Consider the following 14,511-nt stretch of genomic DNA (forward strand, 5'->3'; position numbering starts at 1 on the left):
GGATCAACGAGCCCGTTTGCCACTCCAGCCAGCGTAATTCACCCCCTGCCAGTTTCAGGTAGACAGTCCCCCGGACTGTTTAGGTCATGCCGGGGGCATGACCGACCTGAAACTCCTGGGCAGGGAGGGGAGTAAAGATGCCCGACCACGCCACCTCGACCGATCCCGCCGTTCAGGCCCAGCTCGATCGCCTGAGCCTGCTCTCGCCGGGCGCCGACATCCTCGGGCTCGACCGGATCGCGCGGCTGATGGAGCGGCTGGGCCATCCCGAGCGCAGCCTTCCGCCGGTCTTCCATGTCGCCGGGACCAACGGCAAGGGATCGACCTGCGCCTATCTGCGAGCCGCGATCGAGGCGGCGGGAATGTCGGCGCATGTCTTCACCAGCCCGCACCTCGTCCGCTTCAACGAGCGGATCCGCATCGCGGGCGAGCTGATCACCGATGAGGAACTGGCGCCGCTGCTCGCGGAGGTGCTCGAAGTGGGCGGGGATATCGGCGCGAGCTTCTTCGAGGTGACCACCGCCGCGGCGCTGCTCGCCTTCTCGCGTGCACCCGCCGATGCGTGCATCATCGAGGTCGGGCTCGGCGGGCGGCTCGACGCCACCAACATCATCCCGGAACCACTGATCTGCGGCATTGCCCAGCTCGGGCTCGACCATCAGAGCTTCCTCGGCGACACGATCGAGGCGATCGCGGGCGAGAAAGCCGGTATCGCCAAGCCCGGCGTGCCGATCGTCACCCTCCATTATCCGGAAACGGTCGCCAACCGCATCGGTCAGGCGATCGGCGCGGCAGGCGCGACCTGGCACGTCAAGGGCGGCTCGTGGGACGCCGCCGCCTATCAGAACCGGCTCCATTATCGCGATGCGCAGGGCAAGCTCGATCTGCCGCTGCCGGGGCTCGCCGGCCACCATCAGGCCCAGAATGCCGGGCTGGCCGTGGCGATGCTGCGGCATCAGTCTGCGCTGGCCATCCCGGCCTCGGCGCTGCGCGCGGCGATGGGCTGGGCCAATTGGCCCGCGCGGCTCCAGCATCTGCGTAACGGGCATATCGTCGCGCAACTGCCGCCCGGGTCCGAACTGTGGATCGATGGCGGCCACAACCCATCGGCGGGGCGCGTGATCGGCGACTTCCTGCGCGGCCACGTCGCGGCCGGCCGGCCGCTTCACATCATCCTCGGCCTGCTGGAAAACAAGGATGCCTCCGGCTTCCTTGCGGCGATGGGACAGGTCCACGCCCGCTTCCAGATGGTGCCGGTTCCCGGCCATCCCCATCACACGCCCGCGCGGCTCGCCGAGATCGCGGGACTGGCGGGGCTGCGCGCGACCCCGGCCGCGGATGTCGCCGAGGCGATCGCCGCCATCGCCGCCACGAGGGACGAAGCCCCCCCGGTGGTGCTGGTCGGCGGCTCGCTCTATCTGGCCGGACGGGTACTCGAAGCGAATGGGACGGTGGTCGACTGAGGCGAAGAACTCGCGCCCTCACGCCGCCATGCTGAACTTGTTTCAGCATCCACTCAGCCGCCCGAGCAATTTTGGGGAACTTTGTTCAGCTTTGCCGCAAGAGTCCTTCCCTTCACTCCAGCCTCACGGTGGATCCTGAAATCAGGGCGTGTCATCACTTGGCCGTGAAGAATGCGCCGCTGGTTGAAGATTGGTACGACTTCTAACAGGTTACCGTCACCCTGAACTTGTTTCAGGGTCCACCATGCCACCTGCTCCGGTGCTCCCGTGGAGGAGTGGATGCTGAAACAAGTTCAGCATGACGGCTAAAATTCGGGATTTCTCACGCATTCAAATGTCAACTGGTGGACACGCCCAAGTTCAGGATGACGAATAAAAGCGCTCGGCTCCCTGAACGACCGAACAACCACAAATAACCCCCCATGACCCTTTATTGCGATTGACTCGCAATATCAAATATGCTGTTCTCCTGCTGAACCGAGAGGAGAGATCATGTCCGAGCATGCCGAGCCGACCGCCCGCCTGCTGCCCCACAGCGCCCCTGACGACAGCGGCGCACGGCTGTTTCTGCACGGTGTCCGGCGCATGGGGGTCGGCGGGCTGGGCGACGCGCAGGCCGCGAGCATGCTGATCGGCGCCTTCGGCCTGTCCTTCCGCCGCCCGCTGGTGCTGCTGCGCGCGCTGATGGCCGAACTGGCCCGCGCCTCACACCAGTCGATCATGATCGCGCCGTCCTGCTGCTGCCGGATGACGGTCGCCGAATCGATGCTGCTGCGGGCGGTATCGCTGTCGCGCGACCAGCCCCGGCTCGGCCATGAGATCCTGTGCAATCTTTGCGGGATCGACAGCGGGATCGGGGTGCTGTCGAGCGCACAGGCGGTGTCGCAGGCTTTTGCCGACCTGGGGAGACCGATCGAGCGAAGCTAACCGGACCGGCTTCATCTCGATCGCCGCCGCGGCGGGAACTGCACGCCCCGCCGCGGCGATCGTGCGCATGTATCCGAAACGACCGCTCCAGCCCTTTCCCTGAGCCGAACCGCTTACTATATCCCCGACGACTCTCGCATCTGCAGCATAAGGCGATAGCAATGACGGCCGTCGGTCAGGACACGCTCAAAACCCGCTCCACCCTCAACGTCGATGGCAAGCATTATGCCTATTATTCGCTCGCCAAGGCGGCGGAGAAACTCGGCGACATCTCGCGCTTGCCCTTCTCGATGAAGGTGCTGCTGGAAAATCTCCTGCGCTTCGAGGATGGCACCACCGTCACCGTCGAAGACGTCCAGGCGATCGTCGACTGGGTGAAGGAGCGCAAATCCGAGCGCGAGATCCAGTATCGCCCCGCCCGCGTGCTGATGCAGGATTTCACCGGCGTCCCCTGCGTCGTCGATCTCGCGGCGATGCGCGATGCGATGACCAAGCTCGGCGGCGATGCCCACAAGATCAATCCGCTGGTTCCCGTCCACCTCGTCATCGATCATTCGGTGATGGTCGACAGCTTCGGCACCCCCAAGGCGTTCGAGGAGAATGTCGCGCTCGAATATGCCCGCAACGGCGAGCGGTACGAGTTCCTGCGCTGGGGCTCCAAGGCGCTGAACAATTTCAAGGTGGTGCCCCCCGGCACCGGCATCTGCCACCAGGTGAACCTGGAGAATATCGCCCGGGCGGTGTGGTCCTCGGCAGACGGATCGGGCGTCGAAGTCGCCTATCCGGACACCTGTGTCGGCACCGACAGCCATACCACGATGGTCAACGGTCTCGGCGTGCTCGGCTGGGGCGTCGGCGGCATCGAGGCCGAGGCCGCGATGCTTGGCCAGCCGGTATCAATGCTGATCCCCGAGGTCGTCGGCTTCAAGCTGTCGGGCACGCTGGTCGAAGGCATCACCGCCACCGATCTGGTGCTGACGGTCACTCAGATGCTCCGCGCCAAGGGCGTGGTCGGCCGCTTCGTCGAATTTTACGGCCCCGGCCTCGATTCGCTTTCACTCGCCGACCGCGCGACGATCGCCAATATGGCGCCCGAATATGGCGCGACCTGCGGCTTCTTCCCGATCGACGACGCGACCCTCGTCTATATGCGCCTCACCGGCCGTTCGGAGGAGAATATCGCGCTGGTCGAGGCCTATGCGAAGGAGCAGGGCTTCTGGCGCGATGCGACCGCCAAGGACCCCGTGTTCACCGACAGCCTCGAACTCGACATGTCGACCGTCCAGCCGTCGCTCGCCGGACCGAAGCGCCCGCAGGATCGTGTGCTGCTGAGCTCTGTCGACGAGGGTTTCAACAATGAACTCGCCTCGGGCTATAAGAAGGGCGACGAGGGCGACAAGCGCGTCGACGTCGAAGGCGAGGATTTCACGATCGGCCATGGCGACGTCGTGATCGCCGCGATCACCAGCTGCACCAATACGTCCAACCCATCGGTAATGGTCGCGGCCGGCCTGGTGGCGCGCAAGGCCCACGCCTACGGCCTCAAGGCACAGCCCTGGGTGAAGACCAGCCTCGCGCCCGGATCGCAGGTCGTCAGCGACTATCTCGACAAGGCCGGCCTGACCAAGGATCTCGATGCGATCGGTTTCAACCTGGTCGGCTATGGCTGCACCACCTGCATCGGCAATTCGGGCCCCTTGCCCGATCCGATCTCCAAGGCGATCAACGGCAACGACCTCGTCGCTTCGGCGGTGCTGTCGGGCAACCGCAACTTCGAGGGCCGGGTGTCGCCCGACGTGCGCGCCAACTATCTGGCCTCGCCGCCGCTGGTCGTCGCCTATTCGATCTTCGGCACCACCGCGCGCGACATCACCAAGGAGCCGATCGGTACGACCGAAGACGGCAAGCCGGTCTACCTGAAGGACATCTGGCCGACGACCGCGGAGGTCGCGAACACCGTCGCCGCCGCGATCGACAGCGAGATGTTCAAGAGCCGCTATGCCAACGTCTTCCAGGGCGACAAGAACTGGCAGGCGATCGAGGTCGAGGGCTCCGACACCTACACGTGGCGCGCCGGTTCGACCTATGTCGCCAACCCGCCCTATTTCGAGGGCATGTCGATGACCCCGGCCCCGGTGCAGGACATCATCGAGGCGCGGCCTCTGGCGATCTTCGCCGATTCGATCACCACCGATCACATCAGCCCGGCGGGTTCGATCAAGCTCGACAGCCCGGCAGGCCGTTTCCTGACCGAGCATCAGGTGTCGAAGGCCGACTTCAACAGCTATGGCGCGCGCCGCGGCAATCATGAGATCATGATGCGCGGTACCTTCGCCAATATCCGCATCAAGAACCAGATGATCCCCGGCGTCGAGGGGGGCATGACCCGGCACATACCGTCGGGCGAGGTGATGGCGATCTACGACGCCGCGATGAGATACAAGGCCGAGGGCACCCCGCTGGTCGTCATCGCCGGCAAGGAATATGGCACCGGCTCGTCGCGCGACTGGGCGGCGAAGGGCACCAACCTGCTCGGCGTCCGCGCGGTGATCACCGAAAGCTTCGAGCGCATCCACCGTTCGAATCTGGTCGGCATGGGCGTGCTGCCGCTGCAGTTCGCGGAAGGCACCGACCGCAACACCCTCAAGCTCGATGGCACCGAGACCTTCACGATCGAGAATGTCGCAGGCCTCCGCCCGCGCCAGACCGTATCGGTGAAGCTGACCCGCGCCGACGGCTCGACCGAGACCTTCGAGACCCGCTGCCGGATCGATACCGTCAACGAACTCGAATATTTCCTCAACGGCGGCATCCTCCAGTACGTGCTGCGCAAGCTGGCGGCATAACCGACGCCACACCAGGGACGGGGGCCGGTCCGCCACTGCGGGCCGGCTCTTTCCTTTGACCGGAAATACTTGCTCGGGAGCCCGCCTTGCAAATGCGCGCGCTCCACAGCTAGGGGCGTGCAATGAGCAGCTTCTATGTCCCCTCAGACCTGCGCGTTACCCCCGACCGGATCGAGCGCGTGTCGCTCCTCGGCGGATGCGTCTTCGACCGGTGGCGGGACGTGCTCGCGCGCAAGGCGCCGGGGATCGCGGTCGATCTTCTACCCTTCGACTATAATGGTCAGCTTATCGAGGAGGCCGATCGCGGCGATTTCCGGATCGTCCAGGTGCCGCTGCGCTATCTATATCCGGAAGTGATCGTGATGCAGGCCCGCTTCGAGGAGCAGGCGGACGGGTCCGAAGCGACCCTTATCAGCTCACGCCAGCGCCTGAAGCGCGTGCTGGGCAAACTCGGCGGCGCCAGCGAGGACCGGCCGACCTTCTTCCTCAACTATCCCTTACCCCAGCGCGGCGCGCTCGGCCGATTGATGCCGCGCTACGATTCGCGCAATCCCGCCTATTTCCTCCAGCGGCTCAATCGCCAGCTCAGCGACCTGGTCGACGATTATCCTGGCGGGCACATACTCGACATGGAGCAATGCGCCGCAGCGTTCGGGCGGCGCTATGTGCAGGACGACGCCTTCTGGCTCTATGCCCATGGCGGGCTGATCAGCGATTTCGATTCGGTCTGCGACGTCGGGCGGCTCGATCCCACCAAGCCGCTGTCCGAGCTCCATCGCTTCGACGTCGAGGGCTTCATCGACGAGGTTTGGGACGAGGCCTTCGCCATGCTGCGCACCTTGCGCGGCACCGACCGGGTCAAGATGGTCTGCGTCGACCTGGACGATACGCTTTGGCGCGGCATACCGGCGGAATCCGACCTGATGGCCCTCGACCAGGACCGTATCGAGGGCTGGCCGCTGGGCTTCGCCGAGTCGCTGCTGGTCCTCAAGCAGCGGGGAATCCTGCTGGGGATCATCAGCAAGAACGACGCGGCCCGCGCCGAAGAGATCATGGCGCACCTGTTCGGCGGCCGCCTGTCGATGGCCGATTTCGCGATCCGCAAGATCAACTGGCAGCCGAAGAGCCAGAATCTCGCCGATGCGATCCGCGAGGCCAACGTCCTGCCGGACTCGGTGGTCTATATCGACGACAACCCGGTCGAGCGTGCGGCCGTGAAGCGGGCGCTGCCCGAAGTGCGGGTCCTCGAGGCTCCGCACCAGGATTGGCGGCGTATCCTGCTGTGGAGCCCTGAGAGCCAGGTAGCGACGATCAGCGCCGAATCCGCGACGCGCACCGAGATGGTGCAAGGACAGGTTGCGCGCGAAGAGGCTCGCCGCGAGATGGGCGACGACTCATTCCTCGCCGATCTCGGCATCGATGTGGAGCTGCGGCGGATCGACGGCGACGACCACCCCCAGTTCGAGCGGGCTTTCGAACTGCTCAACAAGACCAACCAGTTCAACACCAATGGCGGCCGCTGGACCCACGAGGAAGCGCGCGCGCATTTCGCGACCGGCGGCCATTGGTGGACCTTCACGGCTCGCGACCGCTTCACCATCTACGGGCTGGTGGGCGTCATCGTCATCGACCAAGGCCACATTCCGCAGTTCGTCATGAGCTGCCGGGTGTTCGGCCTCGGCATCGAGCAGGCCGCATTGGCGATGATCGAGGCGGCGCAGTCCGCGCCACTGAGCGCGACCCTTCTCACCACCGAGCGCAACGGGCCGTGCCGCCACGTCTATGCTCAGGCCGGCTGGACAGTGCGCGAGGAGGTCTGGTGCTCACCCGGCTCGACCCCGAAACCGCCGCATGTCCATGCTCGGATAGTCTGACCGCCCGCTACGCTGCGCCAGGGACGCAAAAAGGGGCCGGTCCGCATGAGCGGGCCGGCCCCTTTTTCTTCAATCCTTCTCCCCCGAGGAGGGAGGAATTTTTTCCTTACGCCGCTACCGGCGGAGCGAACTTGGTCAGGTCGATCCCATCGACGGCCGCCTTATACTCGTCGGCGCTCGGGGTGCGGCCGAGGATGGTCGACAGCACCACGACCGGGGTCGACGCCAGCAGCGATTCGCCCTTCTTGTTGGCGCTGTCCTCGACGACGCGGCCTTGGAAGAGGCGGGTCGAGGTAGCGAGGACGGTGTCGCCCTTCGCGGCCTTCTCCTGATTGCCCATGCACAGGTTGCAGCCCGGACGCTCAAGATAGAGGATATTCTCATATTCGGTGCGGTTCGCCGTCTTCGGGTTCGCGTCGTCGAACTCGAAGCCCGAATATTTCTGGAGGATCTCCCAGTCGCCCTCGGCCTTGAGCTCGTCGACGATGTTGTAGGTCGGCGGCGCGACGACGAGCGGCGCCTTGAACTCGACCTTGCCGTCGGTCGCCTCGATGTTCTTGAGCATCTGCGCGAGGATCTTCATGTCGCCCTTGTGCACCATGCACGAACCAATGAAGCCCAGATCGACCTTCTTGGTGCCGCCATAATAGGACACCGGGCGGATCGTATCGTGGGTGTAGCGCTTCGACACATCGACGTTGTTGACGTCCGGATCGGCGATCATCGGCTCGTCGATCACGTCGAGATCGACAACGATCTCGGCGAAATATTGCGCATTGTCGTCGGGCGACAGTGCGGGCTTCTCACCCATGCGGATTTCGGCGATGCGGGTGTCGGCCTTGGCGATCAGATTCGCCAGCGTGCCGGCGGCATTATCCATGCCCTTGTCGATCATGATCTGGATGCGCGCCTTGGCGATTTCCAGAGATCCGATCAATGTCTCGTCATTCGAGATGCAGATCGAGGCCTTGGCCTTCATCTCGGCGGTCCAGTCGGTGAAGGTGAAGGCCTGATCGGCCAGCAGCGTACCGATATGGACTTCGATGACCCGGCCCTGGAAGACGTTTTCGCCGCCGGTCTGGGCCAGCATCTGCGCCTGGGTGGCATGGACGACGTCGCGGAAATCCATCCACGGCTTCATCTTGCCCTTGAAGGTGACCTTGACCGACTGCGGGATCGGCATGGTCGCCTCGCCGGTCGCCAGCGCCAGCGCCACGGTGCCCGAGTCCGCACCGAAGGCGACGCCCTTCGACATGCGCGTGTGGCTGTCGCCGCCGATGATGATCGCCCAGTCGTCGACCGTGATGTCGTTGAGCACCTTGTGGATCACGTCGGTCATCGCATGATAGACGCCCTTCGGGTCACGCGCGGTGATCAGGCCGAAATTGTTCATGAAGGACATCAGCTTCGGGATATTCACCTGGGCTTTCTTGTCCCACACCGACGCGGTGTGGCAGCCCGACTGATAGGCGCCGTCGACGAGCGGCGAGATGACGGTCGCCGCCATTGCTTCCAGTTCCTGCGCGGTCATCAGGCCAGTGGTATCCTGCGAACCGACGATGTTCACCTTGACCCGCACGTCCGATCCCGCGTGCAGCACCTTGCCCGGGGTGACGCCGACGGCGTTGCGGTTGAAGATCTTCTCGACCGCGGTCAGGCCCACGCCATCAACGGTGATTTCCTTGTTCGGTGCGAAGACGGGGGTCGGTTCGACGCCCAGGGTGCGCGCGGCGAAGGTCTGGAGCTTCTTGCCGAAGACGATGGCATAGGAGCTACCGGCCTTCATGAACTCCATCTTCTGCGGCGTGAACGCGGCGGCGACGTCGACCAGTTCCTTGCCGTCCTCGTCGCACAGCTTCTTGTTCTTGACGTCGATCTTCAGGACGGTGCCGGTCTCGACCGAGAATTTCTCCTCGAGAACCGGGTTGCCGTCATTGTTGATGATCGGCTTGCCATCGGGACCGGTCTTCTTGACCCAGTTCTTGAGATTGACGCCGATGCCCCCGGTCACGTCGACCGTGGTTGCGAAGATCGGCGAGATGCCGTTGGTGCCCGCGACGACCGGCGCATAGTTGACGAAGGGGACATAGGGGCTCTGCTGCTTGCCGGTCCACAGCGCGACGTTGTTCACGCCCGACATGCGCGACGAACCCACGCCCATCGTGCCCTTCTCGGCGATCAGCATCACGCGCTTGTCGGGGTGCTGCGCCTTGAGCGCGACGATCGCCGCTTGAGCCTCGGGCGAGATCATGCACTGGCCATGGAGTTCGCGGTCCGAGCGCGAATGCGCCTGGTTGCCGGGGGAGAGCAGGTCGGTCGAGATGTCGCCCTCGCCCGCGATGAAGGTGACGACCTTGATCTCGTCCTCGACATCGGGAAGCTTGGTGAAGAACTCCGCCTTGGCATAGCTTTCCAGCACGGCCGTGGCGATCGCGTTGCCCGCGGCATGGGCCTCGCTCAGCCGGTGCATGTCGGCGTCGTAGAGGAAGACCTGGGTCTTCAGCACCTCGCCCGCCGCCTCGGCGATCGCGGGCGCGTCGCCCAGCGCGATGTCGAGCAGCACCTCGATCGAGGGGCCGCCCTTCATGTGCGACAGCAGCTCGAGCGCGAAGGCGGGCGTGATCTCGGGGACGGTCACGTCGCCCAGGATGATCTGCTTGAGGAAGCCAGCCTTGACGGCGGCGGCGCTCGTCGTGCCCGGCAGGGTGTTGTAGATGAAGAACTTCAGCGCGTCGGCGCGATGCTCGTTGCCGGCTTCCTTGATGATCGCGATGATCTCGAAGACCAGGCCGCCATCGTCGATCGGCTTGGGCGAGAGCCCCTGAATTCTCCGGCTTTCGATTTCGGCGAGATAATCCAGGTAGACGCTCATAATATTCCCATCCCCATGAAGTGCCCGGAGCCCGGTGCGGCCTCGCCAGAAATGGCGTCATATCGGCCTTGGGCTGACGCGGGTCCCGGTACGCCAACATGGTTGGACTGGCAAGGTGCTGCATTGCGACAAATCTTGCTTTCCGGCCACTTCCGGATTAAGGCCCGCCTCGTCTTACAGACAGCACAGCATTGGACGCGTCCACGGATGCACGCTGGCCGGCGAGGTTTCGCCCGCCGGCGTCGTTTGCGTTTTGCACCTGTAAGTCAGCAATTTCGGCGCTTCGGCGCATAGGAGTGAACGCATGTTCGAGAGTCTGAGCGAAAGGCTGGGTGGGGTCTTCGACCGCCTGCGCGGCCGTGGCGCGCTTACCGAATCGGACGTGCGCGAGGCGATGCGCGAAGTCCGCATCGCGCTGCTCGAAGCCGATGTCGCCCTGCCCGTCGTCCGCGAGTTCGTCGAGAAGGCGACCGAACAGGCGGTGGGCCAGAACGTCCTGCGCTCGGTCACCCCGGGGCAGCAGGTCGTCAAGATCGTTCATGACGCGCTGGTCGAGATGCTCGGGTCCGAAGCGGCGGACCTGAACGTCGATGTCACCCCGCCCGCGATCGTCATGATGGTCGGTCTGCAAGGCTCGGGCAAGACGACGACCACGGCCAAGATCGCCAAGCGGCTGACCGAGAAGGGCCGCAAGAAGGTCATGATGGCGTCGCTCGACGTCAACCGCCCGGCCGCCCAGGAGCAGCTCGCCGTCCTCGGCACCCAGGCGTCGGTGGCCACACTGCCGATCGTCGCGGGCCAGCAGCCGGTCGACATCGCCCGGCGCGCGCTCCAGGCCGCGAAGCTCCAGGGCTTCGATGTGCTGCTGCTCGACACTGCCGGCCGCCTCCACGTCGATCAGGCGCTGATGGAGGAGATGAAGGCGGTCGCGTCGGTCGCCGATCCGGAAGAAATCCTGCTCGTCGTCGACGCGCTGACCGGCCAGGACGCGGTCAATGTCGCCAAAAGCTTCTCCGAACAGGTGTCGCTGACCGGCGTGGTGCTGACCCGGATGGACGGCGACGCGCGCGGTGGCGCCGCACTGTCGATGCGCGCCGTCACCGGCAAGCCGATCAAGTTCGTCGGCACCGGCGAGAAGCTGGACGGCATCGAGCTGTTCCAGCCGCAGCGCGTCGCGGGCCGCATCCTCGGCATGGGCGACGTCGTCAGCCTCGTCGAGAAGGCCGCCGAGACGATCAAGGTCGAGGAGGCCGAGGCGCTTGCCGCGCGGATGGCCAAGGGCCTGTTCGACATGAACGACCTGCGCAACCAGCTCCGCCAGATGTCGCGGATGGGCGGCCTGTCGGGCCTCGCCGCGATGCTGCCCGGGATCAAGCAGGTGAAGCAGGCGATGGCCTCCGGCGCCGCCGACGACAAGGTGCTGGTGCGGATGGACGCGATCATCGGATCGATGACGCCCAAGGAGCGCGCCAAGCCCGAACTGCTCAACGCCAAGCGCAAGATCCGCGTCGCCAAGGGCTCCGGCACCACGGTGCAGGACGTCAACAAGCTCCTGAAGATGCATCAGGAGATGTCGACCGTGATGAAGAAGATGAAGAAGATGGGCGGCCTCAAGGGCCTCGGTGCGCTGCTCGGCGGCGGCGGGGGGGGCCTTGGCGGTCTGCTCGGCGGCGGTGGCGCGGGCGGCCTGCCCCCGATGCCGGGCGGCGGCGGGCTTCCGGGCCTTCCCGGCACGCCCCCGGGCCTGCCCCCCGGCTTTCAGAATTTCATGAAGAAGAAATAAGCACTTAGCTCGATTTAGATCAGATTATCAGAAAGGAAGTTCCCAATGTCCGTTTCCATCCGTCTCGCCCGTGGCGGCGCCAAGAAGCGTCCTTATTACCGCATCGTCGTCGCCAACTCGCGCAGCCCGCGCGACGGCGCCTTCATCGAGAAGATTGGTTCGTACAACCCGCTCCTCGCCAAGGATGACGCAAACCGCGTTCAGATCGACGCCGATCGCGCCAAGCATTGGCTGTCCGTCGGCGCGCAGCCGACCGATCGCGTCGCCCGTTTCCTCGATGCTGCCGGCATCAAGGAGCGCGCCGTCCGCAACAACCCCAACAAGGGCAAGCCGGGCGAGAAGGCCGTCGAGCGCGCCGAGGAGCGTCAGGCCAAGATCGACGCCGCCAATGAGGCTGCCGCCGAAGCCGCTGCCGCCCCGGCCGTCGAGGAGGCCGCTGAGGAAGTGACCGAGGACGTCGCCGCCGAAGCGCCCGCCGCTGAGGAAGCCGCCGCCGAAGCCCCGGCCGAGGAAGCTCCGGCCGAAGCGGCCGCCGAGGAAGAAGCCCAGGGCTGAGCCCCGGCATGACCGACGATCGCACCGTCACGCTCGCCGCCATCATCGGCGCGCATGGCGTGACGGGCGAAGTGCGACTCAAATTGTTCAGCGATGACCTGAGCGTCTACCCGTCGCTTACCGGCGGCGGGCGGACCTTCACCCTGAAGTCGATCCGGCCCGGCCCGAACGGCGCGGTCGCGCGCTTCGCCGAGATCCGCGACCGCAACGACGCCGAGGCGCTGCGCGGCACCCAGCTGAGCGTGCCACGATCGGCGCTGCCGCCGCTGGGCGAGGGCGAATATTATCATATCGACCTGATCGGCCTGCCCTGCCTCGCCGATGGCGAGCCGATCGGCACCGCCGTGCTGGTCGAGGATTTCGGCGCGGGCGACGTGCTCGAGATCGAGAAACCCGACGGCAAGCGCTTCATGGTCCCCGTCGCCAAGGCGGTGACGGTCGAGGCCGATCGCCTGCTGATCGATCCGGAGTTCGTCGAATGAATGCGCCCACCCTCTTCCTGCTGATCGGCAGCGTCTATCTGCTGATCATCGCCTATGGCGTGGTGCGCACCCGCAAGAAGGGCCTGCCGGCGCATGTCCGCTTTGTTGCCGCCTCGGCGCAAGTAGTGCTGCCGCCCATCGCACTCGCAATCGCCTTGCTGGCGACCGGCGATGCCAGGATCGCCGGGTGGAGCTTGATGTTCGGGTTGCTCGTGGTGGCGGGCGGGCTGCTGGCGATCTGCACCGATCTCGTCGCACGGCGGGTGTTGTAAATCTCACGGACGAAGTATATACATGATGTATATACGGAGGTCGTGATGAGCGAGGAATATCGCGCCAAAATCTTCAAATCCGGTAATTCGGTTGCGCTGCGTCTGCCGAAGGCGTTGGGCTTGAAGGAGGGGACAGAGGTGGTCGTTCGCGAAGAGCGGGGCGAATATAGCTTCAGGCCCGCCGACCAATCCCCCAAGCTTATCGACTTGACCGGTATCGCAGGTTCAATTCCGGGCTTCAGGCCCTTCACACCTGAAGAGCGAGAGTTTGAGGAGCGGGAACTCGACTGGGAGGGGAAGCTGCTCCGGCGTGACTGACGCTCTCTTCTTACTCGATTCCAACATCTGCATCTACGTGTTGGCGGACGCGCAAAGCGTGCCCGCAGGGCGGCTATCTCGCTGCGTGCGCGGGAGCGTTGTCACTTCGATGATCAGCTACGCCGAAGTCATCCACGGCATTCCCGCGCCCGATGGGCCAAAACGCGCGGCGGCGATCAAGCTATTTGATCTTGTTCCACCCCTGCCCTTCGATAGAGCGGCAGCGGACGTCTATGCCGGCCTGCCCTTTCGACGTGCGCGCTATGATCGACTGATTGCCGCCCACGCTTTGTCTCTGGGACTGACGCTCGTCACGAACAACGAACGAGACTTCCAAGACATTCCGGGATTGCGCATCGAGAACTGGAACAGGTCTGAATGATGTTCAGAGCCACCATCCTGACTCTCTATCCGGAGATGTTCCCTGGCCCACTCGGCATATCGCTGGCGGGCCGCGCGATGGCGGAGGGGAAATGGTCCTGCAATCCGATGCAGATTCGCGATTTCGCGACCGACAAACACCGCTCGGTCGACGACACGCCCGCAGGGGGTGGCGCGGGGATGGTGATGCGTGCGGACGTGCTGGGGCGCGCGGTCGATCATGCGCTGGAGACCAATCCCGCCGCGCCGGTACTGGCGATGACGCCACGCGGTGCGCCCCTGACGCAGGCGCGCGTGCGCAGCCTTGCGGCGGGGCCGGGGGTCACGATTCTCTGCGGCCGGTTCGAGGGAATCGACGAGCGGCTGTTCGAGGGGCGGCCGATCGAACCGGTCTCGATCGGCGACTATATCCTTTCGGGCGGTGAAATGGGCGCTCTGGTGCTGCTCGATGCTTGCATTCGCTTGCTTCCCGGCGTAATGGGCGCCCCCGATAGCGGGGATGACGAGAGCTTCGAAGCGGGGCTGCTCGAATATCCGCATTATACCCGACCTGCTGAGTGGGAAGGGCGCACGATCCCCGAGGTGCTGCGATCTGGGGATCATGCGAAGATCGACGCCTGGCGTAAAGCGATGGCGGAGAAGGATACAAGGCTAAGGAGGCCGGACCTTTGGGAGCGCCATGAGGGCGCTCGGGTCAAGTCTCCCTCTGGCGCGCGGCGACAGAAGAAGGAATGATGA

The 14,511-nt window shown here is 64.8% G+C and carries 12 protein-coding genes; 11 read left to right on the forward strand and 1 reads right to left on the reverse strand.

Going from position 1 to position 14,511, the window contains the following annotated elements; all coding sequences use genetic code 11:
* Nucleotides 1–137: 137 nt before the first annotated feature.
* From ASE00_RS21285 to ASE00_RS21300, 4 genes are all read left to right on the forward strand, one after another.
* Complete coding sequence (locus ASE00_RS21285) at nt 138–1,463, forward strand: bifunctional folylpolyglutamate synthase/dihydrofolate synthase (RefSeq protein ID WP_056383744.1); 1,326 nt, start codon at nt 138–140, stop codon at nt 1,461–1,463.
* Nucleotides 1,464–1,955: 492 nt separating this feature from the next.
* The gene (locus ASE00_RS21290) at nt 1,956–2,390 is read left to right on the forward strand and encodes a DUF6628 family protein (protein WP_056383745.1); all 435 of its coding nucleotides are present in this window, start codon (nt 1,956–1,958) and stop codon (nt 2,388–2,390) included.
* A gap of 161 nt (nt 2,391–2,551) precedes the next feature.
* Nucleotides 2,552–5,236, forward strand: a complete 2,685-nt coding sequence (gene acnA / locus ASE00_RS21295) for an aconitate hydratase AcnA (protein WP_056383746.1) — start codon at nt 2,552–2,554, stop codon at nt 5,234–5,236.
* A gap of 122 nt (nt 5,237–5,358) precedes the next feature.
* A complete protein-coding gene (locus tag ASE00_RS21300; protein ID WP_056383747.1) occupies nt 5,359–7,110 on the forward strand; it encodes an HAD-IIIC family phosphatase in 1,752 nt (583 codons plus the stop codon).
* Between the two features lie 106 nt (nt 7,111–7,216).
* Here ASE00_RS21300 and ASE00_RS21305 read toward each other — a convergent pair whose 3' ends face one another.
* Nucleotides 7,217–9,982: a bifunctional aconitate hydratase 2/2-methylisocitrate dehydratase gene (locus ASE00_RS21305; RefSeq protein ID WP_056383748.1), complete on the reverse strand. Its 2,766-nt coding sequence runs from the start codon at nt 9,980–9,982 to the stop codon at nt 7,217–7,219.
* 304 nt (nt 9,983–10,286) lie between these two features.
* On the opposite strand from ASE00_RS21305, the gene ffh reads away from it, so the two are divergent.
* Genes ffh through trmD form a run of 7 tightly spaced genes read left to right on the forward strand, consistent with a single transcriptional unit; the run spans nt 10,287 to nt 14,508 of the window.
* Entirely contained in the window at nt 10,287–11,765 is a 1,479-nt protein-coding gene (ffh, locus tag ASE00_RS21310; protein ID WP_056383749.1) for a signal recognition particle protein, read from the forward strand.
* Between the two features lie 45 nt (nt 11,766–11,810).
* Nucleotides 11,811–12,320, forward strand: a complete 510-nt coding sequence (gene rpsP / locus ASE00_RS21315; RefSeq protein WP_056383750.1) for a 30S ribosomal protein S16 — start codon at nt 11,811–11,813, stop codon at nt 12,318–12,320.
* An 8-nt stretch (nt 12,321–12,328) separates the two neighbouring features.
* Complete coding sequence (rimM, locus tag ASE00_RS21320; protein WP_056383751.1) at nt 12,329–12,802, forward strand: ribosome maturation factor RimM; 474 nt, start codon at nt 12,329–12,331, stop codon at nt 12,800–12,802.
* On the forward strand, nt 12,799–13,074 hold the full coding sequence (locus ASE00_RS21325; RefSeq protein WP_056383752.1) for a hypothetical protein: 276 nt from the start codon (nt 12,799–12,801) through the stop codon (nt 13,072–13,074). The genes rimM and ASE00_RS21325 overlap by 4 nt, the downstream gene beginning before the upstream one ends.
* A 45-nt stretch (nt 13,075–13,119) precedes the next feature.
* Nucleotides 13,120–13,392: an AbrB/MazE/SpoVT family DNA-binding domain-containing protein gene (locus ASE00_RS21330; RefSeq protein ID WP_056383753.1), complete on the forward strand. Its 273-nt coding sequence runs from the start codon at nt 13,120–13,122 to the stop codon at nt 13,390–13,392.
* Nucleotides 13,385–13,774: a type II toxin-antitoxin system VapC family toxin gene (locus ASE00_RS21335; RefSeq protein ID WP_056383754.1), complete on the forward strand. Its 390-nt coding sequence runs from the start codon at nt 13,385–13,387 to the stop codon at nt 13,772–13,774. Before ASE00_RS21330 ends, ASE00_RS21335 begins: the two co-directional genes overlap by 8 nt.
* Nucleotides 13,771–14,508, forward strand: coding sequence for a tRNA (guanosine(37)-N1)-methyltransferase TrmD (gene trmD / locus ASE00_RS21340; RefSeq protein ID WP_056383755.1), 738 nt, complete (start codon nt 13,771–13,773; stop codon nt 14,506–14,508). Before ASE00_RS21335 ends, trmD begins: the two co-directional genes overlap by 4 nt.
* Nucleotides 14,509–14,511: the final 3 nt, after the last annotated feature.

The organism is Sphingomonas sp. Root710 (assembly GCF_001429065.1).
Classification (GTDB): Bacteria; Pseudomonadota; Alphaproteobacteria; order Sphingomonadales; family Sphingomonadaceae; genus Rhizorhabdus.

Bases quoted from the DNA above. Each gene is read 5' to 3' on its own strand.
- ASE00_RS21285 (WP_056383744.1), top strand. From the start codon at position 138: ATGCCCGACCACGCCACCTCGACCGATCCCGCCGTTCAGGCCCAGCTC.
- ASE00_RS21290 (WP_056383745.1), top strand. From the start codon at position 1,956: ATGTCCGAGCATGCCGAGCCGACCGCCCGCCTGCTGCCCCACAGCGCC.
- acnA (WP_056383746.1), top strand. From the start codon at position 2,552: ATGACGGCCGTCGGTCAGGACACGCTCAAAACCCGCTCCACCCTCAAC.
- ASE00_RS21300 (WP_056383747.1), top strand. From the start codon at position 5,359: ATGAGCAGCTTCTATGTCCCCTCAGACCTGCGCGTTACCCCCGACCGG.
- ASE00_RS21305 (WP_056383748.1), bottom strand. From the start codon at position 9,982: ATGAGCGTCTACCTGGATTATCTCGCCGAAATCGAAAGCCGGAGAATT.
- ffh (WP_056383749.1), top strand. From the start codon at position 10,287: ATGTTCGAGAGTCTGAGCGAAAGGCTGGGTGGGGTCTTCGACCGCCTG.
- rpsP (WP_056383750.1), top strand. From the start codon at position 11,811: ATGTCCGTTTCCATCCGTCTCGCCCGTGGCGGCGCCAAGAAGCGTCCT.
- rimM (WP_056383751.1), top strand. From the start codon at position 12,329: ATGACCGACGATCGCACCGTCACGCTCGCCGCCATCATCGGCGCGCAT.
- ASE00_RS21325 (WP_056383752.1), top strand. From the start codon at position 12,799: ATGAATGCGCCCACCCTCTTCCTGCTGATCGGCAGCGTCTATCTGCTG.
- ASE00_RS21330 (WP_056383753.1), top strand. From the start codon at position 13,120: ATGAGCGAGGAATATCGCGCCAAAATCTTCAAATCCGGTAATTCGGTT.
- trmD (WP_056383755.1), top strand. From the start codon at position 13,771: ATGATGTTCAGAGCCACCATCCTGACTCTCTATCCGGAGATGTTCCCT.